This is a genomic window from Bradyrhizobium sp. BRP20 (assembly GCF_020194215.1).
GTDB classification, from domain to species: Bacteria; Pseudomonadota; Alphaproteobacteria; order Rhizobiales; family Xanthobacteraceae; genus Bradyrhizobium; species Bradyrhizobium yuanmingense.
The window spans coordinates 159,410-184,026 of record NZ_JADYVY010000013.1; the positions used below are offsets into that span (position 1 = coordinate 159,410).

The following is a 24,617-nucleotide window of genomic DNA, read 5'->3' on the forward strand; positions in this document are numbered from 1 at the left end:
CGCGCTTGTGTGGTTGCATCATAAAACCAAATGGCCTAGATGGCAACTTAGTTTCATTATGCAACTACTGGAGGCGAGCGTGAGACTGAAGGACAAGACGGCGCTGATCACCGGCGGCAATAGCGGCATCGGGCTGGCAACGGCAAAACTGTTCGTGGCAGAAGGCGCCAAGGTGGTGATCACCGGGCGCAACAAGGAGACGCTGGCGGCGGCCGCGAAGGAGCTCGGGCCGAACGCGCTCGCGCTGCCAGCCGACGCGACGGACATCGCGGCGACGGAAGCTGCAATCAAGCAGGGCGCGGAGAAATTCGGCAGGTTCGACATCGTGTTCGCCAATGCCGGCATCGCCGGCGGCACACCGCTGGGATCGGCGACACCAGAGATATTCGAAAAGGTGATCAGCACCAATCTGACCGGCGTGTTCTTCACCGTTCAATCCGCGCTGCCCCATCTCAACGACAACGCCTCGATCATCCTCAACGGCTCGGTAATCTCGGTGCTCGGCATTCCCGGCTACTCGGCCTATGGCGCGGCGAAGGCCGGCGTGCGGGCGATGGCGCGGATCATGGCTTCAGAACTGTCGCCGCGCGGCATCCGCGTCAACGTGGTCGCGCCGGGTGCGATCCGCACCCCGATCTGGGGGCCTGCGACCGCGACGCCGGAAGCCGAGAAGGCGTTCGAGAAGCGGATCGCACTGTCGACGCCGCTCGGCCGCATCGGTGAAACGGATCACGTGGCGAAGACGGTGCTGTTCCTCGCCTCCGACGATTCCGCGCATGTGCAGGGCCAGGAGATTTTCGTCGATGGCGGCGCGGTGGCCTCGCCGAGCGGCGCGCCGATCTATCGCGGCTGATCAAATCAAGCGAACCTGCTCGGGCGCAACATTCGCGTTGCGCCCGAAGTGTTAGCCACGGCTAGGCCGCGCTCAGGCTTGTTGCCGATTGGAGCGCACCAGCGATCGCCTTCTCCCGGTGCTCCGGCCCGAGTTGGATGCCGTCGGCCGGGATGAATTCGACGCTGGTGATACCCATGAAGCCGAACACCCAGCGCAGGTAGGTTTCGAGATGCTCGCCGGCTGCGTAAGGCGTCTCTGCTCCGTAGTGGCCGCCGCGCGAGATGGCCACGATCACCCGCTTGCCGCCGGCGAGCCCCTCCGGCCCGGCCGCGCCGTACTTGAAAGTCTTCCCCGCCACCAGGATACGGTCGATCCAGGCCTTGAGCTGGCTCGGAATGGTGAAATTGTACATGGGCGCGCCGATCACGACGATGTCGGCGGCCAGGAACTCCTCCAGCGCCGCCGCGCTTGCGGCAAGGTCGGGCCCGAGTTCCGCCGGCGCGGGGGCGCCTTGCGCGGCCGCCAGATGCGAGCCGGAGAGGTGGGCGAGCGGAGTCTGGCTCAGATCGCGATAGACCACCTGAAGCGAGGGCGTCGCCTGCCGGAGCCGGTCGACGATGGCGCCGGAAACCTGCCGGCTGACGGAGTGGGGGCCGAGCACGCTGGAGTCGATATGGAGGAGTTTCATGTGGGGTCACCCTGGTATAAGTTTGTAACCAGAGCTACATGAGTGACTGTCGAAGTCCCCGCAAGAACGCACTTTTTTGAGCCATGGGCACATCATTGAAACCTGCGCACACTGAATTGCCCGCACCGCCGCGGCCAAATCCGAGGCTGGATACCAGGCCGATGCCGGACCCCAACCATGCGGACTGCCGTGGGGTCGCCTCCGTGCTGTCCCGCGTCGGCGACAAATGGAGCGTGTTCGTCATCATGATGCTGAGCGACGGGCCAAAGCGCTTCAACGAGCTCAAGCGCATGATCAACGGCATCTCGCAGCGGATGTTGACCCTGACGCTGCGCGGCCTCGAGCGCGACGGCCTCGTTACGCGCACGATCTTTCCGACCATCCCGCCGCGGGTGGACTATGAGCTGACCGATCTCGGCCGCGGCCTGTCGCGCCCCGTCGAGGCGCTCGGCAAATGGGCGAAGGACCATCTGGATCAGATCGAGGCCGCGCGCACGAAGTTCGACCAGCGCAACGACGGCTAGCGTTGCGCCTCGATAGTTCATCCCGTCATTCCGGGGCCTGAGCGAAGCGAGGGAGCTCGGAATCCATTTGGCCACAGATCAAATGGATGAATGGATTTCGGGCTCGCGACTTCGTCGCGCCCCGGAATGACACCTGGGGAGGCTAAACCAGCGACACCAATCCGCCGCCGTGACGTTCGAGCTTGCCGGCGAGCTCGAGCTCCAGCAGCACGGTGCGCACGATCGCAGGCGAGGCGCCGGACATCCGGACGAGGTCGTCGATTGTAACAGGGGCCGGGCCGAGCAGGGCGGTGATCTGGTCGCGATCATGGCTTTGCGGATCGCTCTCGAACGGCTCGCTGTCGGGCTCGCCCGCGGGATGCATCAGCGGCCGCTCCATGATCGGCTGAACCGCGTTGATGATGTCGGCGGCTTCGGTGACCAGCGTTGCGCCCTGCTTGATCAGGTCGTTGGTGCCGGCGGCGCGCGGATCGAGCGGCGAGCCCGGGACGGCGAACACTTCGCGGCCCTGTTCGGCCGCCATGCGTGCCGTGATCAGCGAGCCCGAGCGGTGCGCCGCCTCGACCACGACGACGCCGAGCGAAGCGCCCGAGATCAATCGGTTGCGCCGGGGAAAGTCGCGGGCGCGCGGCTCATGGCCGAGCGGCATTTCGGAGATCGCAGCGCCGGCGTGGTCGAGGATCGCGGCGAGCAGGTCGCCATGCTCGGGCGGATAGATGCAGTCGTGGCCGCCGGCGAGCACCGCGATCGTGCCGCTCTCGACGCTGGTGCGATGCGCGGCCTGGTCGACGCCGCGGGCGAGCCCGGAGATGACCACGAAGCCGGCTTCGCCGAGCTCGCGCGCGAGCTGGCCGGCAAATTTGAGGCCGGCGCCGGAGGCGTTGCGTGAGCCGACGATCGCGATCATCGGCCGCATCAGGGATTTGGTGTCGCCGCGCACCGCGAGCAGCGGCGGCGCATCGTCGATCATCGCCAGCCGCTCCGGATAGCCGTCCTCGCCGGGCGCGCGCCAGGCGATGCCGAACTTGCGGCTCGCGGCGAGCTCGGCCTTTGCTTCATCCGCGCTGCAGATGCGCGCCGATCGCGCCGCGCCGCCGCGGCGGGCGAGATCGGGCAGCCGCTCCAGCGCGGCGCGCGGGCTGCCGAAATGATCGACCAGCGAGCGGAAGGTGCGCGGCCCGACATTGTCGGAACGGATCAGCCGCAGCCGGTCGATCCGCTCAGCCTCGGTCAGCTCCACGCTTGAATTGATGGCGTCCACGGCGTCTCCTTGCAGGGACAGCATGGAACAACCAGAGGGCGTTGCGCAACAGGGACGTGCGCTTGCACGACCTCGCTGCGATGCTAAAAGCGATGCCAATAAGAAGGATGTTGTCATGATCTCACTCGCCGACCTCCAGCGCCGCATTGAAGCGGGGGAGCTTTCGCCCGACGCCGCCATCGCCCAGTCGCATGCGGCGATCGAAGCCAAGGAGAAGGACGTTCAGGCTTTCGTCCGGCACGATAAATCCGCGAGGGCGCAAGCCGCGGGCCCGCTGCGCGGCATTGCCGTCGGCATCAAGGACATCATCGACACCGCTGACATGCCGACCGAGATGGGCTCGGAGATCTATCGCGGTTGGCAGCCGCGCGCTGATGCGCCGGTGGTGATGATGCTGAAGCGGGCGGGCGCCACCATCATCGGCAAGACCACGACCACCGCGTTCGCCTCGCGCGATCCGACGCCGACGCGCAATCCGCACAATACGGCGCATTCGCCGGGCGGCTCGTCCTCGGGCTCGGCGGCGGCCGTCGGCGCCGGCATGATCCCGCTGGCGCTGGGTACTCAGACCGGCGGCTCGGTCATCCGGCCGGCGGCCTATTGCGGGACGGCGGCGATCAAGCCGTCGTTCCGGATGCTGCCGACCGTCGGCGTCAAGTGCTATTCGTGGGCGCTCGACACGGTCGGCCTGTTCGGCGCGCGCGCGGAGGATCTTGCGCGCGGTCTCCTGGCGATGACGGGGCGCACGGAATTCTCCGGCATCAGCCCGGCGAAGTCGCCGCGCATCGGCGTGGTCAGGCAGGAGTTCGCAGGCGCCGTGGAGCCGGCGGCTGAAGAGGGACTGCAGGCTGCGATCAAGGCGGCTATGCGCGTCGGTGCCAGCGTGCAGACCATCGATTTGCCCAAGGCGGTGCAGGAGGCCTGGCGCATCCACCCGATCATCCAGGACTATGAGGCGCATCGCGCGCTCGCCTGGGAATTTTCGGAACGTCACGACGAGATCGCGCCGATGCTGCGCACCAGTCTCGATGCGACGGTCGGGCTGACGCCGAAAGACTATGACGAGGCGCGCCGCATCAGCCGTCGCGGCCGCCGCGAGCTCAGTGAATTGTTCGAAGGCTTCGACGTGCTGCTGACCTATTCCGCGCCCGGCACCGCGCCGGCCAAGGAGCTCGCGACCACCGGCGATCCCCGCTACAACCGGCTGTGGACGCTGATGGGCAATCCTTGCGTCAACGTGCCGGTGCTCAAGGTCGGTGGCCTGCCTGTTGGCGTGCAGGTGATCGCACGCTTCGGCAACGATCCGCTGGCGCTCGCGGCGGCTTGGTTCCTGGAGGACGCGCTGGCGAAATCAGGCTAGCACAGGTTCGGAAGGAGCGAGGGCCTGAGCGGGCGCTGAGGGCGCTGCGCCGGCTCCTGCACCTTGCCCGAGCCATTGCTCGGCGGCTGCGCGGCCGCTCCGGTGCAGCAGGCGAATGAAGCCGCGGCCGAGATCGGTGGATGAGCGCTGCGCCAGGCCGTCAAGGGAGTCTTCCGCCGCGATCCTGGTGAGCCGCAGCGGAGAGGCCATGTGCGACTGCGCCCATTCGATCGCGGAGATCTCGGCATTGAGCGCGGCGTTCGCCGCGATCTGGTCGAGCCGGCGGTCGATCGCGGCGAGCGTGATCGGCACATAGCTGTCGCGCGTCGGCGTGACCTGGACCAGCAGCAGATCCGTTGCCGCCGTGTCCTGCACCAGGCGCAGCAGCGGCGGATTGCCGCCGAAGCCGCCGTCCCAATAGGCCTCGCCATCGATCTCGACCGCACAATGGACCAGCGGAGGACAGGTCGAGGCCAGCGCGACGTCGGCGGTGATGGCCTCGTTGCCGAAAATCTGCTGCTGCCCGTCGCGGATCCGCGTCGCCGCGATCAGCAGTTTTGGGCACCGCGCATGGCGCAGGACGGAAAAATTGATGTCGCGGGAGACCGCCTGCCGCAGCGGATCGAGATCGAACGGATCGAACTGCCCGGAGCGCAGGGTCGGGCCGAACGCGACCGAGCTTCCCGCCGGCGAAAAGCCGCCGATCAGCATCAGTGAGCGGAACGAGGCCTCGTGCATCAGCCGGACCCAGAACCGGTTCAGCCGGGAGCGTGCGCCTTCACGGCCGCCTTCGGCCAGGCCGCAAGCGAGGAGCAGCGCATTGATGGCGCCGGCGCTGGCGCCGCTGACGGTGTCGATCTCGATGGAGGTCTCTTCGAGCAGGCGCTCCAGCACGCCCCAGGTGAAGGCCGCAAAGGTGCCGCCGCCCTGCAGCGCCAGCGAAAGCTTTCGCGGCGGCCATTGCTCGGAACGCGCCCGCGCGGGCGCGACCGGTGCAGCCTTGGCGACGGCGACATCGAGCGGAGCGTCAGGCTTGACTGCAGGCTCCGGCTGCGGCGCTGGCCGTGCAGCGGGCGCGGGCAGCGGCGCGTCGGACCAGATATTGGTCGCCGAGAGCAGCCGGCTTGCTGCAGTGCCGGAAGCACCGAGCGAGCCGATCCCGTCATTCACGCCGACAATCTTCTCGCTCATTCTGAGCAACCGCCTAACGCCGTTTCCCGTATCAGGATGACAGGCATGGAACCAGTTCGCTACAGCCTGCCGTGACTCGCAGGAGAATTGCGAACAGGATTTGGCATATAATGCGGAAGGGGTGCGGCGGTATCCGTACTTTTTCCGACCTCAAATTCTTGTTTGAGGCGTTGTCGCGACGCGAACCGGAATCCAATTCGCTCGAAAACGCTCTAAGCGCGATGCGATTAGGAATCGTCATCACGCTTTAGGTTATTGTTTGAGCATGATCTTTTCGGAAAACCGCTTCGCACTTTTCCGGATCATGCTCTAGGCCTTCTCGCCGATCCGGCTTTCCTTGCCCGCTTGCAGGCGCTTGATGTTCTCGCGATGCGCGTAGAACAACAGCAGGGTCAGCACGGCGGCGAGCGCCGACAATGCGAGATGACCGAACCACCAGAGGAACATCGGTGTGATGAACGCCGCCACCAGCGCCGAGAGCGAGGAATAGCGGGTGGTGAAGGCGGTCGCCAGCCAGAGCAGGCAGAACACGACGGCGCCCGGCCAGAACAGCCCCAGCAGGATGCCGATATACACCGCGACGCCCTTGCCGCCTTTGAACTTCAGCCAGACCGGGAAGAGGTGGCCGAGGAAAGCGCCGAGCCCGGCTACCATTGCGGCGTAGGGGCCTGCGATGTAGCCGGCGATCACCACCGCCACGGTGCCCTTGAGCGCGTCGAACAGCAGGGTTCCCGCGGCGAGGCTCTTGCGTCCGGTGCGCAGCACGTTGGTGGCGCCGATGCTGCCGGAGCCGATCGAGCGGATATCCTGGGTGCCCGCGAGCCTGGTCAGGATCAGCCCGAACGGAATCGAGCCGAGGAGATAGCCGATGACGAAAGCCACCGGCAGAAACGGTTCAAGCGCCATGGCGGCATCTCCAAAGGCCCATTCTCCACGTCGAACGAAGCCGCACGTCAGACATGCTCATATACCGTTCGTCCGCCGACAATGGTGCGCACCACCCGGCCTGTAAAGCGGGCCTCGTCGAACGGGGTGTTCTTGCAGGGCGACTTGAGGTCGGCGGGATCGACCACCCAGGGCACGTCGGGGTCGATCACGATGACATCCGCGGGGCTGCCGGCGCGCAGGGTTCCGCCCGACAGGCCGAGCAGCTCGGCCGGGCGGGTCGACATGGCGCGGATCAGCGTCTTCAGCTCGATCTCGCCATTGTGCACCAGCCGCAGGCCGGCCGGCAGCATGGTCTCGAGCCCGACGGCGCCGGGCGCGGCTTCCGCGAACGGCAGGCGCTTGCCCTCGACGTCCTGCGGATTGTGGTCGGACATGATGACATCGAGCAGACCGGAGCCGATCGCCGCCACCAGGGCGCGGCGGTCGTCCTCGGTGCGCAGCGGCGGCGACAGCTTCAGGAACGAACGGTAAGGACCGATGTCGTTCTCGTTCAGCGCCAGATGATTGATCGAGACCGAGGCGCTGACGGCGAGCCCGGCATCGCGCGCGCGCTGAAGGATGTCGAGGGAATCGATGCAGGTCAGCGACGCCGCGTGGTAGCGGCCGCCGGTGAGGGCGACGAGGCGCAGATCGCGCTCCAGCATCACGGCTTCGGCGGCATTCGGGATGCCCATCAGGCCGAGCCGCGAGGCAAACTCGCCCTCATTCATCACGCCTTCGCCGACAAGATCGGGGTCCTCGGTGTAATGCACGATCAGCGCGTCGAAATCGCGCGCATAGGTCAGCGCGCGGCGCATCACCTGCGCATTGGTCACGCTTCTGGCGCCATCGCTGAAGGCGACGGCGCCAGCGGCTTTGAGCAGGCCGAACTCGGTCATCTCCTGGCCGTGCATGCCCTTGGTGAGGGCGGCCATCGGCTGGATGTTGACGATCGCGGTGTCGCGGGCGCGGCGCATCACGAAGTCGACCGTTGCCGAATTGTCGATCACCGGCGAGGTGTCGGGCTGGCAGATGATGGTGGTGATGCCGCCGGTCGCGGCCGCCTGGCTCGCGGTGGCAAAGGTCTCGCGGTGGCTGAAGCCGGGTTCGCCGACGAAGGCGCGCATGTCGATCAGGCCGGGTGCGACGATCTTGCCGGAGCAATTGACGATGTCGGTGCCCTCGGGGACGCCGGCCGCGCCGATGCCGCGGCGGGTCTCGCGGATGCTGCCGTCCGCGATCAGGACGTCGCCGACGCCGTCGAAATCCCTGGAGGGATCGACGACGCGGGCATTGGCCAGCAGGATGGGGCGGCGATCGGTCAGCATCGGCATCACGCGTTCGGCAGGTTACGGGCGAGCGCTTCCAGCACCGCCATGCGCACGGCGACGCCCATCTCCACCTGCTCGCGGATCAGGGATTGCGCACCGTCGGCGACGGCCGTGTCGATTTCGACGCCGCGGTTCATGGGGCCGGGATGCATCACGAGCGCGTCCGGCTTGGCGTAAGCGAGCTTCTTCTGGTCGAGCCCGAAATAGTGGAAGTATTCGCTCGACGAGGGCACGAAGGAGCCGTTCATGCGCTCGCGCTGCAGCCGCAGCATCATGACGATGTCGGCGCCGTTGAGACCCTCGCGCATGTCGCGCGCGACCTCGACGCCCATGCGCTCGATGCCCGGCGGCAGCAGCGTGGAGGGCCCGACGACGCGGACGCGGGCGCCCATGGTGTTAAGCAGGATGATGTTGGAGCGGGCGACGCGCGAATGCATCACGTCGCCGCAGATCGCGACCACGAGCCCCTCGATCCGACCCTTGTTGCGGCGGATGGTGAGCGCGTCGAGCAGCGCCTGGGTCGGATGCTCGTGCGCGCCGTCGCCGGCATTGATCACGGAACCGTCGACCTTGCGGGCCAGCAGTTCCACGGCGCCGGAGGCGTGATGGCGCATCACCAGGATGTCCGGGTGCATCGCATTGAGCGTCATCGCGGTGTCGATCAGTGTCTCGCCCTTCTTGATGGACGAGGAGGCGACCGACATGTTCATGACGTCGGCGCCCAGCCGCTTTCCCGCAAGCTCGAACGAGGATTGGGTCCGGGTGGAGGCCTCGAAGAACAGGTTCACCTGCGTCCGTCCGCGCAGGACGGTGCGCTTCTTGTCAACCTGGCGGTTGAGCTCGACATATTCTTCGGACAGGTCGAGGAGGCCGCTGATGTCGGCCGCGGAAAGGCCCTCGATGCCCAGCAAATGCCGGTGGCCGAGGACGAAGGTCGATTTCGATGTCATTAAAAGCAGAGCTATAGGGGCGGACGGCGGGGGGAGCAAGCTTCAAATCCCGCCGCCGGACTTATCCACGGCGCTTTGCGGCGGAGGCGGCGCCGCCAGCCGGTGTTCGGGGCAGCCGCTTTGCGCTAGACTCGCAACATTGGTTGCGTCACGGGCTGGATCATGACGGGCACGCGGTATTTTAATCGACTGGCGCGCAATGTTGCTGCGCTCGCGACCGCGTGCATGGCTGGCCTTGCGACACCGGCTTGGGCCGAAAAACGCGTCGCACTCGTGATCGGCAACGATCTCTATCCGAACCTGCCGGCCGACCGGCAATTGAAGAAGGCCGCCAATGACGCAACGACCGTCGCCGACGCGCTGAGGTCGCTCGGGTTCGACATCGTGCTCGGGACCAATCTTGGCCGCCAGGGCATGATCGACCGGCTTGCGGATTTCACGTCGCGGCTCGAGCCGGGCGATACCGCCGCCGTTTTCTATGCCGGACACGGCGTTGCGATCGCAGGCGTGAACTACCTCGTGCCGAGCGACGTTCCCACCGTGAACGAGGGCGCCGAGGCGCGGGTGCGCGGGGCCTCGATCGCCGAGCCCGACGTGATCGCGGAGCTTCAGGCCAAGGCAGTGCGGGTCGCCTTCGTCGTCATCGATGCCTGCCGTGACAATCCGTTTCCGCGCGCCGCCGGCCGTTCGATCGGGAACACGCGGGGGCTTGCTGACGCCCGGCCCGCGCGCGGGATCTTCACGCTCTATTCCGCAGGCATCGGCCAGACCGCGCTCGACCAGCTCGGCAGCAACGATACGGCGCACAATTCGGTGTTCACGCGGATATTCGTCGAGCAGCTCAAGCGGCCCGAGCTGCATCTCGGCGACCTCGCGGTCGAGGTGCGCGAGCGCGTGGCGGCGCTGGCGCTGACGGCGACGGATGCCGGAGGACAAGCAGCACCGCACGAGCAGACGCCCGCCTATTACGACCAGACGCTCGGCGGGCGCATCTTTCTCTGGAATGCGGAATCGTCGAACGGGGCGCCGAAAGTGGCGGGCATGCTGGTGAAGCCGCCGACAAGGCCTGCGGTCGCGGAGCGCGCCACCATGCGTCCGCCGCGTCCCTCCGCGGCAGGCGAAAGCTGCGCCCGCAGCGGCTTCGAGACCTATTGCGTCAGCTCGATGCTGAAGCCGCAATTCGGCAATTCGTACGACGCAGCGAATTTGTTCGACGCCTCGACGGGGACGGCCTGGGTCGAAGGCGCATCCGGCAACGGCATCGGCGAATGGATCGCCATCGAGTTCGAAACCCTGCGGCGGGTCAAGTCGATCCACGTGCAGAACGGCTACCAGAAAAGCCCCGACATCTTCGCCAAGAACAACAGGGTTCGCCAGATCCGCGTGCTGTTCTCGGGCGGCGAGTCGCAGACCTTCATTCTCGACGACAAGCTGTCGGCGCAATTGCTGACATTGCGGCCGCCGGTGTCGGCCCATTGGATGCAGTTCATCATCGACGATGTCTGGGCCGGCAACAGATATACGGACACCGCGATCACGAAGCTTCTGGTCAACTCGGATCCGGTGCAATGACCGCAAGGACCGGAACCGCGGCGCGCGCCGCGCTTGTCGTGCTGCTCGCACTATCGTTTCTCGTTCCCGTGCGGGCGCAGCCCTTGCCCGGCGACTTCGTCTATCTGCGCGACATCGATCCCAGCATCATCCAGGACATCCGTTACGCCACGTCGAACAATTTCGTCGGCCGTCCGCTCGCCGGCTACGATGCCGGCGAATGCGTGGTGAAGCGCGAGGTGGGGCTGCGGCTGAAAGCGGTGCAGCAGGAGCTGGCGGCGCAAAATCTCTCGCTCAAGATGTTCGACTGCTACCGGCCGGCGGGGGCCTCGCTCGACATGGTCAAGTGGTCGCAGAACGGCCGCGAGACCGCGTCGGAGCGGCGCTACAATCCGAAGATCCCGAAGACCGAGCTGTTCCGCCTCGGCTACATTGCGAGCCGTTCGCAGCATTCGACCGGTGCGGCGCTCGATCTCACGCTGGTCGATCTGAAGGCGGACAATTCCGCCAAATATGACCCCGCCAAGACCTACGCGGATTGCACGGCGCCGGTCGAGGCGCGGGCGCCCGAGGGCAGCGTCGACATGGGCACAGGCTACGACTGTACCGACCCGAAGGGGCACACTGCGGCACCATCGATCACTCCGGAGCAGCGCGCCTGGCGCAAGCGGCTGGTGGCTGCGATGGCCAGGCAAGGCTTTGTGAACTATTCGAAGGAGTGGTGGCATTTTTCGCTGCCGGGGGCAGGCGGGGCGGCCTATGATTTCCCGATCCAGCCGCGGCGGAACTGATTCCGCGCCGAGGACGCAAAATGACCCAGCCCACATTTGCGACCCACGAGGTCTTCAACCAGTCGCCGCCGTTCGAGGACGTCGATCTTTTCGCCGTGGACCGGCCGCTGGTCGAGGCGGTCAGGTCCAATGGCGGCGCAGCGGCGGAGCGGGAACTGTCGGAGTTCGGCCGGCATTGGGGCTCGGCAGCAATGGCCGATCGCGGGCGCCTTGCGAACGAGAACACGCCGAAGCTGCGCAGCTTCGATGCCAAAGGCAATCGCCGCGACCAGGTCGAGTTTCATCCCGCCTATCACGAGCTGATGGCGCACAGTGCGCATGCGGGCGTGCACAATTCTACCTGGACTGGGGATGGCAAGCCGGCGGGCGATGGTGCCGAGGTCATTCGCGCCGCAAAGTTCTACATGGCTGCGCAAGTCGAGACCGGCCACCTTTGTCCGATCACGATGACGCGCGCTTCCGTCGGGGCCCTGGCGCTACAGCCCGACTTGCTCGCGCGGGTGATGCCGGTGCTGTCGACCAAGAGCTACGATCCGAGCTTTGCGCCGTGGTGGGGCAAGCGCGGCATGACGCTCGGCATGGGCATGACCGAGAAGCAGGGCGGCACCGACGTGCGCGCCAACATGACGCGTGCGGTGCGCGACGGGGACGGCTATCGCATCACCGGCCACAAATGGTTCATGTCGGCGCCGATGTGCGATGCGTTCCTGGTGCTGGCGCAGGCCGAAGGCGGGCTGACCTGCTTCTTCATGCCGCGCTTCGCGCCGGACGGATCGGTCAACGCCATTCAGTTCCAGCGGCTGAAGGACAAGCTCGGCAACCGCTCCAATGCCTCGTCCGAGGTCGAATTCACAGGCGCCTATGCCGAAAGGGTCGGCGAGGAAGGCAAGGGCATCCGCACCATCATCCAGATGGTGCAGCTGACGCGCCAGGATTGCGCGATCGCCTCCGTCGGCCTGATGCGCTCGGGGCTTGCGCATGCGCTGCACCACGCCCGGCATCGCAGCGTGTTCCAGAAGCATCTGGCCGATCAGCCCCTGATGCAGGCCGTGCTGTCGGACATGGCGCTGCATGTGGAGGCGAGCACGGCGCTGGTGATGCGGCTCTGCCGCGCCTTCGACCGCACGCCGCACGATGCGGCGGAGGCGGCCTATATGCGGCTGCTCACGCCCGCGATCAAATACTGGACCTGCAAGAGCGCGCCGCCGTTCCTGTTTGAGGCGATGGAGTGCCTCGGCGGCAACGGTTATGTCGAGGACGGCATTCTGGCGCGCCACTATCGGGAGTCGCCGGTCAACGCGATCTGGGAGGGCTCGGGCAACGTGATGTGCCTCGACGTGCTCCGCGCGCTCTCGCGCGAGGGCGAGGCGGCGACGGCGGTGCTGCAAGCGCTGGCGGCCGAGACCAAGGGGCTGCCGGGGGCGGGCGAGGCGGCCAGCTTCATCGGCAAGACGTTTCGGCGCGCCGACGGCGAGCGCGTCGCGCGGCTTGCGGTCGAGAAGCTGGCATTGCTGGCCGCGACGGCCGCGCTCAATGGCGTGTCGCCGCGCCAGGCCGAATTGTTTGCCGCGACCCGCCTCGCGACGAACCATGCCGGTATGTACGGCGCGGTCGAGCTCGACAGCGCCGCCGTGCGCGCGCTGCTGGAGCGGGCGCTGCCGTGAGCCTCCAAAACGAAAGCCTCCCGATGCACTCCCTCAATCCCGATCATCCGCCGTTGACCGCGACGCCGGCGACACCGCGTGTCTGGAAGTTTTGGGGCACGGCGCTGTGGGGCCTCTTCATCTTCGCCGCGATGTTCGTCGGGCAGATCGGCGCCGTCCTTCTGCTGGCGGCGCAGCGTGGTCTACCCATGGACCTCGCTTCGCTGCAGGTCGTCGGCCGCGAGCCCCAGACGCTTGCGCTCTCGGTCATCATGGGCTTGCCGACGACACTGGCCGCGGTCTGGCTCGCCATTCGCATCAAGAAAGCTTCGTTCATCGATTATCTCGCGCTGCATTGGCCGTCCTGGAAGCAGCTGCTGTTCGGCGCCGTCGGCCTCATCCTGATCGTGCTGCTCTGGGAGACGATGTCGCGCGCCCTCGGCCGCGAGGCGACGCCGGGCTTCATGACCGATCTGTTGAAAACGGGCCGCGACAAGGGCGCCGCGCTGCTGCTGCTGGCCGCATTCGCGGTGGCGGCGCCGATGTCGGAAGAGGTTCTGGCGCGAGGCTTCCTCTATCGTGGCTGGTCGGCGAGCTTCCTGCGCGCACCCGGCGCGATCCTGATGTCGTCGCTGGTGTGGACAATCGTCCATCTGCAGTACGACATGTACTTCCTCGCCGAAGTTTTTGCCATCGGCCTGTGGTTCGGCTACATGCGCTACCGCTCCGGCTCGCTGTGGCTCACGATCGTGCTGCATGCGCTGAACAATCTCACCGCGGTGGTGCTGACGATGTGGCTGGGGAGCTAGGCCGCAACTTCGTCATTGCGAGCGCAGCGAAGCAATCCATAATCTCTCCGCCGCGGCAGTCTGGATTGCTTCGTCGCAAGAGCTCCTCGCAATGACGAGGTCAGAGAGGTGCGCTCGAATGACGAGTGCTAGGCCGCCAGCCCGATTGCGATCGGCATCGTGATGGCTGCAAAGATCGTCTGCAGCGTGATGATCTGCGCCAGCAGCGGGGCGTCGCCGCCCATCTGGCGGGCGAGGACATAGGCGCTGGACGAGGTCGGCACCGCCGAGCAGATCGCCACGATCGCCAGGCTGTTGCCGGAAAGCCCGAACCAGAGACCGAGACCCATCGCGAGCGCGGGCATCAGCAAGAGCTTGAACACGACGCCGAGGGCTGCGCCGAGGCTTGGACGGAAGAGCCCTTCGAGATGCAGTCCTGCGCCGGTGACGAGCAGGCCGATGGCGAGGGAGGAACTGCCGAGCGCGTCTGCAATCTCGTGCCAGAGCCTTGGCAGCGGCAGATGGGTGACATTGACAGTAAGGCCGATGACGCAGGCCCAGATCAAGGGATTGCGCACCAACGTCATGAAGATGGCGCGGCCGGATTGCTTTTCCGGCGATGCGTAACGAGCGAGCACCGACACGCTGAACACGTTGACGAGCGGGATGATCGCCACCATCGCAACGGAGGCGAGCGCCAGCCCGACATCGCCGAACAGATTGGCGGCGATCGACAGCGCAACGAAGGTCTGCCAGCGCGTCGCCCCCTGGAAGATCGAGGTGAAGGCGGGGCCGTCGATGCCGAGCCGCGACAGGGCGGGGCGCAATGCGAGGCACAACAGCGACATCGCCAGCGCCGACAGCAGCAGCGCGCCGCCGACGCCGGCGACCGGCACCTTGGAGAGGTCGGCTTTTACCAGGGTCTGGATCAGCAGCATCGGAAACAACACGAAATAGGTCAGCTGCTCCAACCCGTGCCATTGCGTGTCGATTCGCATCAGGCTGCGCTTCAGCACGATGCCGAGCACGATCAGGATGAAGACCGGCAGCAGCGCCGCGATGACGACGGCCATGGATCAGTCCGGTCCCGGGCTCGTGCGAAGATTGGCAAGGCGATCGAGTGCGCCTTGCAGGATGAAGATCGCGGCGTGCTCGTCGATCACCTCGGCCCGCTTGGCGCGGCTGACGTCCATGCCGATCAGCTCGCGCTCGACCGCCGCGGTCGAAAGACGTTCGTCCCAGAGACCGATGGGCAGCGCGGTCAATCCGGCTAGATTGCGCGCGAAGGCGCGGGTCGATTGCGCGCGCGGCCCTTCGCTGCCGTCCATGTTGATGGGCAGGCCGAGCACGAAGCCGACCACCTTGCGCTCGGTGGCGACGGCCAGCAGCCTGGCGGCATCCTGCTTGAACTGCTTGCGCTGGATCGTCTCGACTCCGGTCGCCAGCCGCCGGTCCGGGTCGGATACGGCAACACCGATGGTCTTGGTGCCCAAATCGAGTCCGACCAGCGCGCCGCGCGCGGGCCAGTGGGTTGCAGCATCGATGAGAGGCAGGATAGGAGCCGGCATGGCTTTAGCGCATATCATGCGTCGCGCTGCGGGGTGAACTGATAACCATGGATGCACTGACACTATTCGGCCTGTTTGCCGTGACGGCGATGCTGGTCTGCTATGCCCTGGAGGATCGCAGCCACTGGTTCGTGCTGCTGTTCGCGGCGTCCTGCGCGCTGGGGTCGGCCTATGGCTTCCTGCAAGGCGCCTGGCCGTTCGGCCTGGTCGAGGCGATCTGGGCCGTCGTGGCATTGCGGCGGTGGCAGGTGAGGCCGCGGTGACGGAGGGGTGGGCGAGGGGCCTGCCGCGCGGCAAGCGGCTCCTCGCCCGGTTTTCAGCTCAGCGGATCGCGATCGGGTTGATCATGGCCTGCACGGCGCCGGTCCAGCGCGGCTGGCCCAGCACGAACAGGAATTCGTAGCCCTTGTCCCGGGCGAGCGCGGCGGTGTCCATGTTCTCGAGGATATAGGTGCCGTTCATCGCGAGCAGAATCTGGTGGACCTCGAACACGGTCTTGCCTTCGAACGGCAACACCTCGAGCCCCCAGGTGTCGGCGCCGACCGCGACGACGCCCTTGCCGGCGAGGTACTTCGCGCCTTCGACGCCGAGGCCGGGCTCGCCGGCCGAGTAGCGCTTGTCGTCCTTGCCGATCAGGCTGAGCCAGCCGGTGTGGAAGATGACGACATCGCCCTGGCGGATCTCGACGTTCTGCTGCTTGGCGGCTTCCTCGATCTCCTTGACGTTGAAGGCGGTGCCTTCCTTCACCACGTCGGTCTTGAAATAGGCGGCCATGTCGAGCAGCACGCCGCGGGCGACCATCGGCGGCACCTTCTCGATGCCGAGCTTCTTCAAGCCATTGGGATCGGCGAAATCGGCCAGCTTGTTGCCGTTGTAGTAGACGTGCTCGACGCCGAGATGGCCGAGCCCGTCGAGCTGACTGCCGATGCCGACCCAGCTGTCGAGGATGTCGTCGTTGTAAGTGGCCTTGTTCGGACCGAGACCCGGGGTGCCGGCCTGTCCGGGCTGCACGATGGTGAGCTTGAAGGTGCGCGGCGGGTAGGCGGGCGTCTGCGGCGTGACGGGGATGCCCAGAGCGTAGGTCTTGCCGGTCTTCACCAGCGATGCCGCCTTCACCACGAGCTCGGGCGTCATGTAGTTGGCGGCGCCGATCTCGTCGTTCGGCCCCCATTTCGATTTGGTCCAGTCCTGTGCGCTTGAAGTTCCTGAAATCGCCGACAACGCGGCGACGCAGCACAACACGAGCGTATTGCGCATCAATAGTCCTCCCGATGTTTTCTGCCGATGTTTTGGCTTCGTTTATGGTTTCGCGCTGGCCAGTCACTTATCCTAACGTAGAAGAAGCGCGGGCTTCAAAGCTTTTCGAAGTGCTGCGCTGCGATGGCAGGGCGCAGCGCGAATCGATTCAAACGCGATGGATTTGTGACGAATTTCGTAGCGTGGAACGTTGGCGCTCCGTCATGCTGCGATGACGTCCTCGTCCTTCTTCAGGCAATCGGCAAAACCGCTCAGCGCACTGTATTGATGTCCGGCGCGGCGCTGGATGAAGAGTGTCTCGACACGTGCATGTGACGGGCTCAGCGTGTGGACGGCGACGGCGCCGTTCATCGCGCTGCGTTCCACGACGGCGCGCGGCAGCAGGGTCACGCCCATGTCGGCGGCGACGCAGCCGATCATGCCGTCGAGCGTGCCGAGCTCGAAGCGTGCCGCCGACGGCCAGCCGAATTCGACGAAGATCTGTTCGAGCCGCTGGCGATAGGTGCAGCCGGTGCGGAACACCAGCGCGGTCGGACCCGACTCCGGCGTGCCGGCGCGCAGCTCGGCGAGCGAGGCCCAGCGGCGCGCGCTGACCAGCACCAGCTCTTCGCCGAACGCGCTCGTCGCGGTGAGGTCGTCATGCGCGATGGGCCCGGCGATGAAGGCGCCGTCGAGCGTGCCGTCGAGCACGAGTGCGACGAGGTCGGCGGTCGGTGCGGTGCGCAAGGAAAGACGCACGGCAGGGAAGCGGCGGTGGAAATCAGCGAGCAGCGGCGGCAATCGCACGGCTGCCGTGGTCTCCATCGAGCCGATCGCGAGCGGTCCTTTCGGCTCGCCATCATCGCGCGCGGCGAGCACGGCTTCGCGCGACAGCGCCGCCATCTTTTGCGCATAGGGGAGGAGGCGCTTGCCGGCACCGGTCAGCGTCATGCCGCGGGAGTGCCGCTCGAACAGCGGCGTGCCGATCTCCGCCTCCAGCGCCTTCACGCGCTGGGTGACGTTCGACTGCACGGTGTTGAGCTCTTCGGCGGCGCGGGTGATGCCGCCGGTGCGGGCGACGGCGGCGAAGGTCTTGATATCGCTGAGTTCCATGGTGTCGTTTCGCTTTTGAGATGGCAGCGTTCGCAACAATTCAATTTTCGAGAATGCTAGTCGCGCCTAATCTCGCTGTCCAGATCGGGGAGGAGCCGTATGCCGATGACGACGTCGCTGACCACGCTGCTGGGGATCGAGCACCCGATCCTGCTGGCGCCGATGGATGTAATTGCCGGCAGCCGTCTGGTCGCGGCGGTGAGCCGCGCTGGCGGGTTCGGCATTCTTGGCGGCGGCTATGGCGAGCGGGTCTGGCTGGAGCAGGAGACGGCGAAGCTCGCCGACCTCAGTGCACCGTTCGGGATCGGCTTCATCACCTGGAGCCTCGCCAAGCAGCCCGAGCTTCTCGATGTCGCGCTCGCTGCGAAACCGGACGCGATCATGTTGTCGTTCGGCGATCCCGCGCCGTTCGCGCCCAAGATCAAGTCCGCCGGCACGCGTCTGATCTGCCAGATTCAGGACGAAGCGATGGCGCGGCAGGCGCTCGATGCCGGTGCTGACATCCTGATTGCGCAAGGCACGGAGGCGGGCGGTCATGGCGCTTCGCGCACCACTGTCGATCTCGTGCCCGCCATCGTCGATCTCGTCGCGGGGCACGTTCCAGTGGTGGCGGCTGGCGGCATCGCGGATGGGCGCGGCCTAGCGGCCATGATGATGCTGGGCGCGAGCGGCGTGCTGCTCGGCACGCGCTTCTATGCCAGCCAGGAGGCCGACGGTGCGGAGGAGGCCAAGCGCCGCATCTGCGCGGCGAACTCCGGTTCGACCGTGCGCGGCATCCTCTTCGATCTCTCCCGCAACAATGTCTGGCCGGCGCCGTTTACCGGACGGTGCCTGGTCAACGATCATGCCAAGCGCTGGATCGGCCGCGAGGTCGAGCTGATGCAGAATGTTGCCGCAGTCGCTTCCGAGTATGCGGCAGCAAGGGCGGCGGGCAATTTCGATGTCGCGGCCGTGATCGCCGGCGAGGCGGTTGGGTTGATTCATGATATCCCACCGGCGGCGGAGATCGTCGAGCGGATTGCGGCGGAGGCGGAGCAGTTGCTGGCAGGACGCCGGAATTCAGCGAGAGGTGTTCTTCCTTCTCCCCTTGTGGGAGAAGGTGGCGCGCAGCGCCGGATGAGGGGTTCTTTCCGCGGAGAGTGAAGTCAAATCTGAGAGGTCTGCTTCCGCGGATGCAAACCCCTCACCCGTCTCGCCGCTATCGCGGCGATCCACCCTCTCCCACAAGGGGAGAGGGAAGAGCGAATGCGAGGCAAGCATCATGTGGCCTGACCGTCGACTGATCGATCTTTTCAAGAGCGAATTTCCGATCGTGCTGGCGCCGATGGCTGGCGTGATGGATGCGGAGCTGGTGATTGCGGCTGCGCAGGGCGGGGCGCTGGGGTCGCTGCCGTGTGCGATGATCTCGCCGGAGAAGGCGCGCGAGCAGGTTGGTCTCATCCGCCAGCGCGTCAAGGCGCCGGTCAACATGAACTTCTTCTGCCACACGCCGGTCGAGTTGACGCGCGAAGCCGAGGCGCGGTGGAAGCAGCGGCTCGCGGGGTACTATTCCGAGCACAGTCTCGATCCCTCCGCGCCGATCGCGGCTGCGAACCGCGCGCCGTTCGATGCAGCGTTCTGCGAAGTGGTCGAGGAGCTGAAGCCGGAGGTCGTCAGCTTCCATTTCGGCCTGCCGGAGCAAGCGCTGCTGCGGCGCGTCAAGGCGACGGGTTGCCTCGTCATCTCGTCCGCGACGACGGTTAAGGAGGCGGTCTGGCTGGAAGAACACGGCGTCGATGCCGTGATCGCGCAAGGTGCCGAGGCGGGCGGCCATCGCGGCATGTTCCTGACCGACAACATCGCCGAGCAGCCCGGCACCTTCGCGCTGGTGCCGCAGGTCGTCGATGCCGTGAAGGTGCCGGTGATCGCGGCGGGCGGCATCGCCGACGGACGCGGCATTGCCGCGGCCTTCGCCCTCGGTGCCGCCGGCGTGCAGATCGGCAGCGCCTATCTGCGCTGCCCGGAATCCAAGCTCAGCGCGGGCGGCCGCAAGGCGCTGGCCGAGGCGCGGGACGATTCCACCGTCATCACCAATGTCATGACCGGCCGGCCTGCGCGCGGGGTGCAGAACCGGCTGATGCGCGAGGCCGGTCCGATCTCGCCGGATGCGCCGCCGTTTCCCCACGCCGCGACGGCGCTGGGGCCGCTGAAGGCGGCTGCCGAAAAGCAGGGCAGGGTGGATTTCACCAATCTCTGGGCAGGGCAGGCCGTTGCGTTGGGCCGCGAGCTTCCCGCCGCCGAATTGACCCGGGACCTGGCCAAATCGGCGCTGGGGCGCATGAAGGCCCTCGCCGGATAGGGGGAAGCGCCGGTTGCGGCGCAAAACCGGCCTCTGCTATACGGCACATAGGTTTTGCCGTAAGAGGCCTTATATAATGTCCGTCGACGCCGCTACCGTCCGCCGCATCGCGCATCTGGCGCGCATTGCGGTTTCCGAGGGCGAGGTTCCGCATCTGCAGGGCGAGCTCAACGCCATGCTCGCTTTCGTCGAGCAGCTCTCGGAGGTCAATGTCGAGGGCGTGGAGCCGATGACCTCGGTCACCCCGATGCAGATGAAGAAGCGGCAGGACGTGGTCGACGACGGTGGGATCGCCGACGATATCGTTGCCAACGCGCCCGCGACCGAAGGTCACTTCTTCCTGGTGCCGAAGGTCGTTGAATAAACAGGTTAGGTCCGATGTGCCTGCTTTGCGACGATGAGAAGGCCTATCAGGCCTACATGAATTATCTCGACAAGATGGAACGGCAGGGCAAGGCTGCCGATCCCAACGTCGCCGTCAATGCCGTGCTCGACGAGATCGAGGCGGCCGCGAAAGCCGCCGCCAAAAAGGACGACCCGGCCAACGACAAGACCCTGTCTCCGTTCTTCTGCAGCCCGATCAATAAATGACCGATTTGACATCGCTGACGCTCGCCGAGGCCCGCAAGGGCCTCGCGGCAAAAAATTTCACGTCGCTCGAGCTGACCGACGCGCATCTTTCCGCGATCGAGAAAGCGCGCGTGCTCAACGCCTTCGTGATAGAGACGCCGGACCAGGCGCGCGCCATGGCGCGCGAGGCGGACAGCAAGATCGCCAAGGGCGATGCGGGCCCGCTCGCCGGCATCCCGCTCGGCATCAAGGACCTGTTCGCGACCAGGGGCGTGCGCACCACGGCGTGCTCGAAGATCCTCGGCAATTTCGTGCCGACCTACGAGTCCACCGTCACCTCGCAGCTCTGGCGCGACGGCGCGGTGATGCTCGGCAAGCTCAACAATGACGAGTTCGCGATGGGCTCGGCGAACGAGACCTCGTGCTTCGGCCCCGTCGGCAATCCCTGGCGGCGCGAGGGCAGCAACACCACGCTGGTGCCGGGCGGCTCGTCCGGCGGCTCGGCCTCGGCCGTGGCGGCGCTGCTCTGCATGGGCGCGACCGCGACTGATACCGGCGGCTCGATCCGCCAGCCGGCCGCGTTCACCGCGACCGTCGGCATCAAGCCGACCTATGGCCGCTGCTCGCGTTGGGGCATCGTCGCCTTTGCCTCCTCGCTCGACCAGGCGGGCCCTATCGCGCGCAGCGTACGCGATGCCGCGATGCTGCTGCGCTCGATGGCCGGCCACGATCCCAAGGACACGACGTCGGTCGATATCCCCGTGCCGGACTACGAGGCGGCGATCGGCAAGTCCGTGAAGGGCATGAAGATCGGCATCCCCCGGGAGTATCGCCTCGACGGCATGCCGGCCGAGATCGAGAAACTGTGGAGTGAGGGCGCGGCGTGGCTGAAGGCGGCCGGTGCCGAGCTGGTCGAGGTGTCTCTGCCGCACACCAAATACGCGCTGCCGGCCTATTACATCGTGGCGCCGGCAGAGGCCTCGTCCAACCTGGCGCGCTATGACGGCGTGCGCTACGGCCTGCGCGAGCAGGGTAAGAACATCATTGAGCTCTACGAGAACACCCGTGCGGAGGGATTTGGCGCCGAGGTGCGCCGCCGCGTCATGATCGGCACTTACGTGCTCTCGGCCGGCTATTACGATGCCTATTACCTGCGCGCGCAGAAGGTGCGCACGCTGATCAAGAAGGATTTTGAGGACTGCTTCGCCAAAGGCGTCGACGCCATCCTCACCCCGGCGACGCCGTCGGCGGCCTTCGGCATCGGCGAGAAGGGCGGCGCCGACCCGGTCGAGATGTATCTCAACGACATCTTCACGGTGACCGTGAACATGGCGGGCCTGCCGGGCATCGCAGTTCCCGCCGGCAAGGACGCGCAGGGCCTGCCGCTCGGACTGCAACTGATCGGCCGTCCGTTCGACGAGGAGACGCTGTTCTCGCTCGGCGAGGTGATCGAGCAGGCCGCCGGCCGCTTCACGCCCGCGAGGTGGTGGTGAATGTCGCCGATTTCATCGCGAGCATCAGTGGCGCGGCGCCCGCGCCGGACCTGAACGCGCCGCTCGCCGGCCTCTGGTGGGCGGCGAAGGGCGACTGGGACCGCGCGCACACGATCGTTCAGGCCGAGAGCAGCCGCGAGGCCGCCTGGGTGCATGCCTATTTGCACCGCGTCGAAGGCGATCTCGGCAATGCCGGCTATTGGTACCGCCAGGCCGGCCAGCCGGCGGCAAAGGATTCATTGGAAGCGGAGTGGGAGCGGATCGCTGCCACGCTGCTCGGGAGCAGGACATGAGCACGGCCACGCACAAGCTTCTCAAGGGCTCAACTGGTGACTGGGAGATGGTCATCGGCATGGAGATCCATGCCCAGGTGACCTCGAACGCCAAACTGTTCTCGGGCGCGTCTACCGCTTTCGGCGGGGAGCCGAACAGCCACGTCTCGCTGGTCGACGTCGCGATGCCAGGCATGCTGCCGGTCATCAACGAGGAATGCGTCAGGCAGGCTGTCCGGACCGGGCTCGGCCTCAACGCGCAGATCAACCTGCGCTCGGTGTTCGACCGCAAGAACTATTTCTATCCGGACCTGCCGCAGGGCTACCAGATCAGCCAGTACAAATCGCCCATCGTGGGCGAGGGTGAGGTGATCATCGATCTCGACGGCGGCAAGACGGCCACCATCGGTATCGAGCGGCTGCATCTGGAGCAGGATCCCGGCAAGATGCTGCACGACCGGTCGCCGTCGCTGTCCTACATCGATTTCAACCGCTCTGGCGTGGCGCTGATGGAGATCGTCTCGAAGCCTGATATCCGCGACGCCGAGCAGGCCAAGGCCTATGTGACCAAGCTGCGCTCGATCATGCGCTACCTCGGCACCTGCGACGGTGACATGGAGAAGGGATCCCTGCGCGCCGACGTCAACGTGTCCGTGCGCAGGCCGGGCGCGCCGCTCGGCACCCGCTGCGAGATCAAGAACATGAACTCGATCGCCTTCATCGGCCAGGCGATCGAGTATGAAGCGCGGCGCCAGATTGAGATCCTGGAGGACGGGGGCGAGATCGAGCAGGAGACGCGCCGGTTCGATCCCAACAAGGGTGAGACGCGCTCGATGCGGTCGAAGGAGGAGGCGCACGACTATCGCTACTTCCCCGACCCCGACCTGTTGCCGCTGGAGTTCAGCCAGGACTTCGTCGACGCGCTGAAGGCGAAGCTGCCGGAGCTGCCGGACCAGAAGAAGGCGCGCTTCGTCGCCGATTTCGGCCTCTCGGCCTATGATGCGAGCGTGCTGGTCGCCGAGCGCGAGAGCGCGCTGTTCTACGAGACGGTGCTCGACAAGCTCGCCAACCGCGCCCGCGACGGCAAGATGGCGGCGAACTGGGTGATCAACGAGCTGTTCGGCCGTCTCAACAAAGAAGGCCGGGATATTACGGCCTCGCCCGTCAATGCCGGGCAACTGGCTGCGATCATCGACCTGATCGGCGAGGGTACGATCTCGGGCAAGATCGCCAAGGATCTGTTCGAAATCGTCTGGCAGGAGGGTGGCGATCCCCGCGCGCTGGTCGAAAGCCGTGGCATGAAGCAGGTCACGGATCTCTCAGCGATCGAAAAGGTGGTCGACGACATCATCGCGGCCAATCCCGACAAGGCGGCGCAGGTGAAGGACAAGCCGCAATCGCTCGGCTGGTTCGTCGGCCAGGTCATGAAGGCATCCGGCGGCAAGGCCAACCCGCAGAGCGTCAACGACCTGCTCAAGTCCAAGCTCGGCGTCTAAGCCTGACGCATTCGAACGAGGTGACGGACGCGTTTCGTCACCTCGCTTTTAGTTCTCGCTGCGACGCTCGCGCGCATCCTCGACGGCAAACTTCATCCTGATCGACGGCGATGCGGCGGCCGAATCGCCGCCGCGCGATTCGCCCGAAACGGCGGCTTGAACGCGCTCCGGCGAGCGCCCGCGCCGTTAAGCATGAAAATATTTTCGTTGCCAAAAATCGCGACTCAGAGTCCGCGAAACGCCTTTGCGAGGCGACCGAACGATTGTCGATGCGCATCGGTGCGTTGGTCGCGCGCGATACGCGCGTGCGAAAAAATACTTGCTGCATAGTGTTTTCGTGCAATCGCATCGTTCGCGAACGTCGGCGATGCGAGCGCTCTGCATGATCGCAAGTGCACGTCGTACGAAGCGCCTGCGTCGCGCCCGCCAAGCGCAGGCGCCTTGCTGCGTCAACACTTCTTTAAGCGAGAAGCTGTTTTTTTCTTCGTGTTGGTGTATTCGGGATGAAGTGCATTCGATCCCCGAGTGCACGCAGCGATTAAAGCCATCTCACACATCGGAGGGCAACATGGCCAAGAAAGCGAAGAAGGCGAAGAAGGCGAAGAGCGCAGTGAAGAAGACTGCGAAGAAGACCCGCAAGGTCGCGAAGAAGAAGAAGTAACTTCGCTTCTGAAGTTGCCGGCTCCAGATA

At 66.0% G+C, this 24,617-nt stretch carries 25 protein-coding genes; 15 read left to right on the forward strand and 10 right to left on the reverse strand.

Annotated elements, in window-relative coordinates:
* Positions 1 to 79: 79 nt before the first annotated feature.
* Positions 80 to 853 (forward strand): SDR family oxidoreductase, encoded by a 774-nt coding sequence (locus I6F33_RS27020; protein ID WP_225144634.1) that lies wholly within the window; start codon positions 80 to 82, stop codon positions 851 to 853.
* A 61-nt stretch (positions 854 to 914) separates the two neighbouring features.
* Here I6F33_RS27020 and I6F33_RS27025 read toward each other — a convergent pair whose 3' ends face one another.
* The gene (locus I6F33_RS27025; RefSeq protein WP_225144635.1) at positions 915 to 1,523 is read right to left on the reverse strand and encodes an FMN-dependent NADH-azoreductase; all 609 of its coding nucleotides are present in this window, start codon (positions 1,521 to 1,523) and stop codon (positions 915 to 917) included.
* 83 nt (positions 1,524 to 1,606) lie between these two features.
* On the opposite strand from I6F33_RS27025, the gene I6F33_RS27030 reads away from it, so the two are divergent.
* Positions 1,607 to 2,047 carry a helix-turn-helix domain-containing protein gene (locus tag I6F33_RS27030; RefSeq protein ID WP_225125087.1) on the forward strand — a complete coding sequence of 147 codons (441 nt, stop codon included), beginning with the start codon at positions 1,607 to 1,609 and terminating at the stop codon, positions 2,045 to 2,047.
* 142 nt (positions 2,048 to 2,189) lie between these two features.
* Here the strand turns inward: I6F33_RS27030 and dprA are convergent, their stop codons facing one another.
* Positions 2,190 to 3,332 carry a DNA-processing protein DprA gene (gene dprA, locus I6F33_RS27035; protein WP_225144636.1) on the reverse strand — a complete coding sequence of 381 codons (1,143 nt, stop codon included), beginning with the start codon at positions 3,330 to 3,332 and terminating at the stop codon, positions 2,190 to 2,192.
* A gap of 91 nt (positions 3,333 to 3,423) precedes the next feature.
* Here dprA and I6F33_RS27040 point away from each other — a divergent pair, with 91 nt between their 5' ends.
* Complete coding sequence (locus tag I6F33_RS27040) at positions 3,424 to 4,668, forward strand: amidase (RefSeq protein WP_225144637.1); 1,245 nt, start codon at positions 3,424 to 3,426, stop codon at positions 4,666 to 4,668.
* Here the strand turns inward: I6F33_RS27040 and I6F33_RS27045 are convergent.
* The 4 genes from I6F33_RS27045 to I6F33_RS27060 form a co-directional block, all read right to left on the reverse strand.
* Positions 4,660 to 5,859: a patatin-like phospholipase family protein gene (locus tag I6F33_RS27045; RefSeq protein ID WP_036015096.1), complete on the reverse strand. Its 1,200-nt coding sequence runs from the start codon at positions 5,857 to 5,859 to the stop codon at positions 4,660 to 4,662. The genes I6F33_RS27040 and I6F33_RS27045 overlap by 9 nt on opposite strands.
* A 309-nt stretch (positions 5,860 to 6,168) precedes the next feature.
* Positions 6,169 to 6,765: a glycerol-3-phosphate 1-O-acyltransferase PlsY gene (gene plsY / locus I6F33_RS27050; RefSeq protein ID WP_036015094.1), complete on the reverse strand. Its 597-nt coding sequence runs from the start codon at positions 6,763 to 6,765 to the stop codon at positions 6,169 to 6,171.
* Positions 6,766 to 6,812: 47 nt separating this feature from the next.
* Complete coding sequence (locus tag I6F33_RS27055; protein WP_036015131.1) at positions 6,813 to 8,114, reverse strand: dihydroorotase; 1,302 nt, start codon at positions 8,112 to 8,114, stop codon at positions 6,813 to 6,815.
* Positions 8,115 to 8,119: 5 nt separating this feature from the next.
* Positions 8,120 to 9,067 (reverse strand): aspartate carbamoyltransferase catalytic subunit, encoded by a 948-nt coding sequence (locus I6F33_RS27060; protein WP_036015092.1) that lies wholly within the window; start codon positions 9,065 to 9,067, stop codon positions 8,120 to 8,122.
* A 225-nt stretch (positions 9,068 to 9,292) separates the two neighbouring features.
* Here I6F33_RS27060 and I6F33_RS27065 point away from each other — a divergent pair, with 225 nt between their 5' ends.
* The 4 genes from I6F33_RS27065 to I6F33_RS27080 are packed head-to-tail and all read left to right on the forward strand — an operon-like array spanning position 9,293 to position 13,861.
* Positions 9,293 to 10,639, forward strand: coding sequence for a caspase family protein (locus I6F33_RS27065; protein WP_225144638.1), 1,347 nt, complete (start codon positions 9,293 to 9,295; stop codon positions 10,637 to 10,639).
* Complete coding sequence (locus I6F33_RS27070; protein ID WP_036015090.1) at positions 10,636 to 11,409, forward strand: M15 family metallopeptidase; 774 nt, start codon at positions 10,636 to 10,638, stop codon at positions 11,407 to 11,409. Before I6F33_RS27065 ends, I6F33_RS27070 begins: the two co-directional genes overlap by 4 nt.
* Positions 11,410 to 11,429: 20 nt before the next feature.
* Positions 11,430 to 13,073: an acyl-CoA dehydrogenase family protein gene (locus I6F33_RS27075; RefSeq protein WP_036015088.1), complete on the forward strand. Its 1,644-nt coding sequence runs from the start codon at positions 11,430 to 11,432 to the stop codon at positions 13,071 to 13,073.
* Between the two features lie 23 nt (positions 13,074 to 13,096).
* Complete coding sequence (locus I6F33_RS27080; RefSeq protein ID WP_036015087.1) at positions 13,097 to 13,861, forward strand: CPBP family intramembrane glutamic endopeptidase; 765 nt, start codon at positions 13,097 to 13,099, stop codon at positions 13,859 to 13,861.
* 128 nt (positions 13,862 to 13,989) lie between these two features.
* On the opposite strand, the gene I6F33_RS27085 is transcribed toward I6F33_RS27080, so the two are convergent.
* Positions 13,990 to 14,913: an AEC family transporter gene (locus I6F33_RS27085; RefSeq protein ID WP_225144639.1), complete on the reverse strand. Its 924-nt coding sequence runs from the start codon at positions 14,911 to 14,913 to the stop codon at positions 13,990 to 13,992.
* Positions 14,914 to 14,916: 3 nt separating this feature from the next.
* Complete coding sequence (gene ruvX, locus I6F33_RS27090; protein ID WP_036015081.1) at positions 14,917 to 15,408, reverse strand: Holliday junction resolvase RuvX; 492 nt, start codon at positions 15,406 to 15,408, stop codon at positions 14,917 to 14,919.
* Positions 15,409 to 15,455: 47 nt separating this feature from the next.
* Here ruvX and I6F33_RS27095 point away from each other — a divergent pair, with 47 nt between their 5' ends.
* Positions 15,456 to 15,671, forward strand: a complete 216-nt coding sequence (locus I6F33_RS27095) for a hypothetical protein (protein ID WP_036015080.1) — start codon at positions 15,456 to 15,458, stop codon at positions 15,669 to 15,671.
* 58 nt (positions 15,672 to 15,729) lie between these two features.
* Here the strand turns inward: I6F33_RS27095 and I6F33_RS27100 are convergent, their stop codons facing one another.
* Positions 15,730 to 16,665 (reverse strand): cyclase family protein, encoded by a 936-nt coding sequence (locus tag I6F33_RS27100; protein ID WP_036015077.1) that lies wholly within the window; start codon positions 16,663 to 16,665, stop codon positions 15,730 to 15,732.
* A 201-nt stretch (positions 16,666 to 16,866) separates the two neighbouring features.
* On the reverse strand, positions 16,867 to 17,757 hold the full coding sequence (locus I6F33_RS27105) for a LysR family transcriptional regulator (protein ID WP_225144640.1): 891 nt from the start codon (positions 17,755 to 17,757) through the stop codon (positions 16,867 to 16,869).
* A 99-nt stretch (positions 17,758 to 17,856) separates the two neighbouring features.
* On the opposite strand from I6F33_RS27105, the gene I6F33_RS27110 reads away from it, so the two are divergent.
* From I6F33_RS27110 to gatB, 7 genes are all read left to right on the forward strand, one after another.
* A complete protein-coding gene (locus I6F33_RS27110; RefSeq protein ID WP_225144641.1) occupies positions 17,857 to 18,900 on the forward strand; it encodes a nitronate monooxygenase family protein in 1,044 nt (347 codons plus the stop codon).
* Positions 18,901 to 19,018: 118 nt separating this feature from the next.
* Entirely contained in the window at positions 19,019 to 20,095 is a 1,077-nt protein-coding gene (locus I6F33_RS27115) for a nitronate monooxygenase family protein (protein WP_225144642.1), read from the forward strand.
* 76 nt (positions 20,096 to 20,171) lie between these two features.
* Positions 20,172 to 20,459, forward strand: a complete 288-nt coding sequence (gene gatC, locus I6F33_RS27120) for an Asp-tRNA(Asn)/Glu-tRNA(Gln) amidotransferase subunit GatC (protein ID WP_036025530.1) — start codon at positions 20,172 to 20,174, stop codon at positions 20,457 to 20,459.
* Between the two features lie 14 nt (positions 20,460 to 20,473).
* A complete protein-coding gene (locus I6F33_RS27125) occupies positions 20,474 to 20,686 on the forward strand; it encodes a hypothetical protein (RefSeq protein WP_027547180.1) in 213 nt (70 codons plus the stop codon).
* On the forward strand, positions 20,683 to 22,158 hold the full coding sequence (gene gatA / locus I6F33_RS27130; protein WP_057029766.1) for an Asp-tRNA(Asn)/Glu-tRNA(Gln) amidotransferase subunit GatA: 1,476 nt from the start codon (positions 20,683 to 20,685) through the stop codon (positions 22,156 to 22,158). The genes I6F33_RS27125 and gatA overlap by 4 nt, the downstream gene beginning before the upstream one ends.
* Positions 22,149 to 22,451: a hypothetical protein gene (locus I6F33_RS27135; RefSeq protein ID WP_225144643.1), complete on the forward strand. Its 303-nt coding sequence runs from the start codon at positions 22,149 to 22,151 to the stop codon at positions 22,449 to 22,451. The genes gatA and I6F33_RS27135 overlap by 10 nt, the downstream gene beginning before the upstream one ends.
* A complete protein-coding gene (gatB, locus tag I6F33_RS27140) occupies positions 22,448 to 23,926 on the forward strand; it encodes an Asp-tRNA(Asn)/Glu-tRNA(Gln) amidotransferase subunit GatB (protein WP_128265294.1) in 1,479 nt (492 codons plus the stop codon). The genes I6F33_RS27135 and gatB overlap by 4 nt, the downstream gene beginning before the upstream one ends.
* Positions 23,927 to 24,617: the final 691 nt, after the last annotated feature.

What these genes read in the sequence shown, in the direction of transcription:
- I6F33_RS27125 (WP_027547180.1), top strand. Translation starts at nt 20,474, where the DNA reads ATGTGCCTGCTTTGCGACGATGAGAAGGCCTATCAGGCCTACATGAAT.
- gatA (WP_057029766.1), top strand. Translation starts at nt 20,683, where the DNA reads ATGACCGATTTGACATCGCTGACGCTCGCCGAGGCCCGCAAGGGCCTC.
- I6F33_RS27100 (WP_036015077.1), bottom strand. Translation starts at nt 16,665, where the DNA reads ATGCGCAATACGCTCGTGTTGTGCTGCGTCGCCGCGTTGTCGGCGATT.
- gatB (WP_128265294.1), top strand. Translation starts at nt 22,448, where the DNA reads ATGAGCACGGCCACGCACAAGCTTCTCAAGGGCTCAACTGGTGACTGG.
- dprA (WP_225144636.1), bottom strand. Translation starts at nt 3,332, where the DNA reads ATGCTGTCCCTGCAAGGAGACGCCGTGGACGCCATCAATTCAAGCGTG.
- I6F33_RS27115 (WP_225144642.1), top strand. Translation starts at nt 19,019, where the DNA reads ATGTGGCCTGACCGTCGACTGATCGATCTTTTCAAGAGCGAATTTCCG.
- I6F33_RS27110 (WP_225144641.1), top strand. Translation starts at nt 17,857, where the DNA reads ATGCCGATGACGACGTCGCTGACCACGCTGCTGGGGATCGAGCACCCG.
- I6F33_RS27060 (WP_036015092.1), bottom strand. Translation starts at nt 9,067, where the DNA reads ATGACATCGAAATCGACCTTCGTCCTCGGCCACCGGCATTTGCTGGGC.
- I6F33_RS27095 (WP_036015080.1), top strand. Translation starts at nt 15,456, where the DNA reads ATGGATGCACTGACACTATTCGGCCTGTTTGCCGTGACGGCGATGCTG.
- I6F33_RS27055 (WP_036015131.1), bottom strand. Translation starts at nt 8,114, where the DNA reads ATGCTGACCGATCGCCGCCCCATCCTGCTGGCCAATGCCCGCGTCGTC.
- plsY (WP_036015094.1), bottom strand. Translation starts at nt 6,765, where the DNA reads ATGGCGCTTGAACCGTTTCTGCCGGTGGCTTTCGTCATCGGCTATCTC.
- ruvX (WP_036015081.1), bottom strand. Translation starts at nt 15,408, where the DNA reads ATGCCGGCTCCTATCCTGCCTCTCATCGATGCTGCAACCCACTGGCCC.
- I6F33_RS27065 (WP_225144638.1), top strand. Translation starts at nt 9,293, where the DNA reads ATGGCTGGCCTTGCGACACCGGCTTGGGCCGAAAAACGCGTCGCACTC.
- I6F33_RS27105 (WP_225144640.1), bottom strand. Translation starts at nt 17,757, where the DNA reads ATGGAACTCAGCGATATCAAGACCTTCGCCGCCGTCGCCCGCACCGGC.
- I6F33_RS27080 (WP_036015087.1), top strand. Translation starts at nt 13,097, where the DNA reads ATGCACTCCCTCAATCCCGATCATCCGCCGTTGACCGCGACGCCGGCG.
- gatC (WP_036025530.1), top strand. Translation starts at nt 20,172, where the DNA reads ATGTCCGTCGACGCCGCTACCGTCCGCCGCATCGCGCATCTGGCGCGC.
- I6F33_RS27070 (WP_036015090.1), top strand. Translation starts at nt 10,636, where the DNA reads ATGACCGCAAGGACCGGAACCGCGGCGCGCGCCGCGCTTGTCGTGCTG.
- I6F33_RS27045 (WP_036015096.1), bottom strand. Translation starts at nt 5,859, where the DNA reads ATGAGCGAGAAGATTGTCGGCGTGAATGACGGGATCGGCTCGCTCGGT.
- I6F33_RS27040 (WP_225144637.1), top strand. Translation starts at nt 3,424, where the DNA reads ATGATCTCACTCGCCGACCTCCAGCGCCGCATTGAAGCGGGGGAGCTT.
- I6F33_RS27030 (WP_225125087.1), top strand. Translation starts at nt 1,607, where the DNA reads ATGGGCACATCATTGAAACCTGCGCACACTGAATTGCCCGCACCGCCG.
- I6F33_RS27085 (WP_225144639.1), bottom strand. Translation starts at nt 14,913, where the DNA reads ATGGCCGTCGTCATCGCGGCGCTGCTGCCGGTCTTCATCCTGATCGTG.
- I6F33_RS27075 (WP_036015088.1), top strand. Translation starts at nt 11,430, where the DNA reads ATGACCCAGCCCACATTTGCGACCCACGAGGTCTTCAACCAGTCGCCG.
- I6F33_RS27025 (WP_225144635.1), bottom strand. Translation starts at nt 1,523, where the DNA reads ATGAAACTCCTCCATATCGACTCCAGCGTGCTCGGCCCCCACTCCGTC.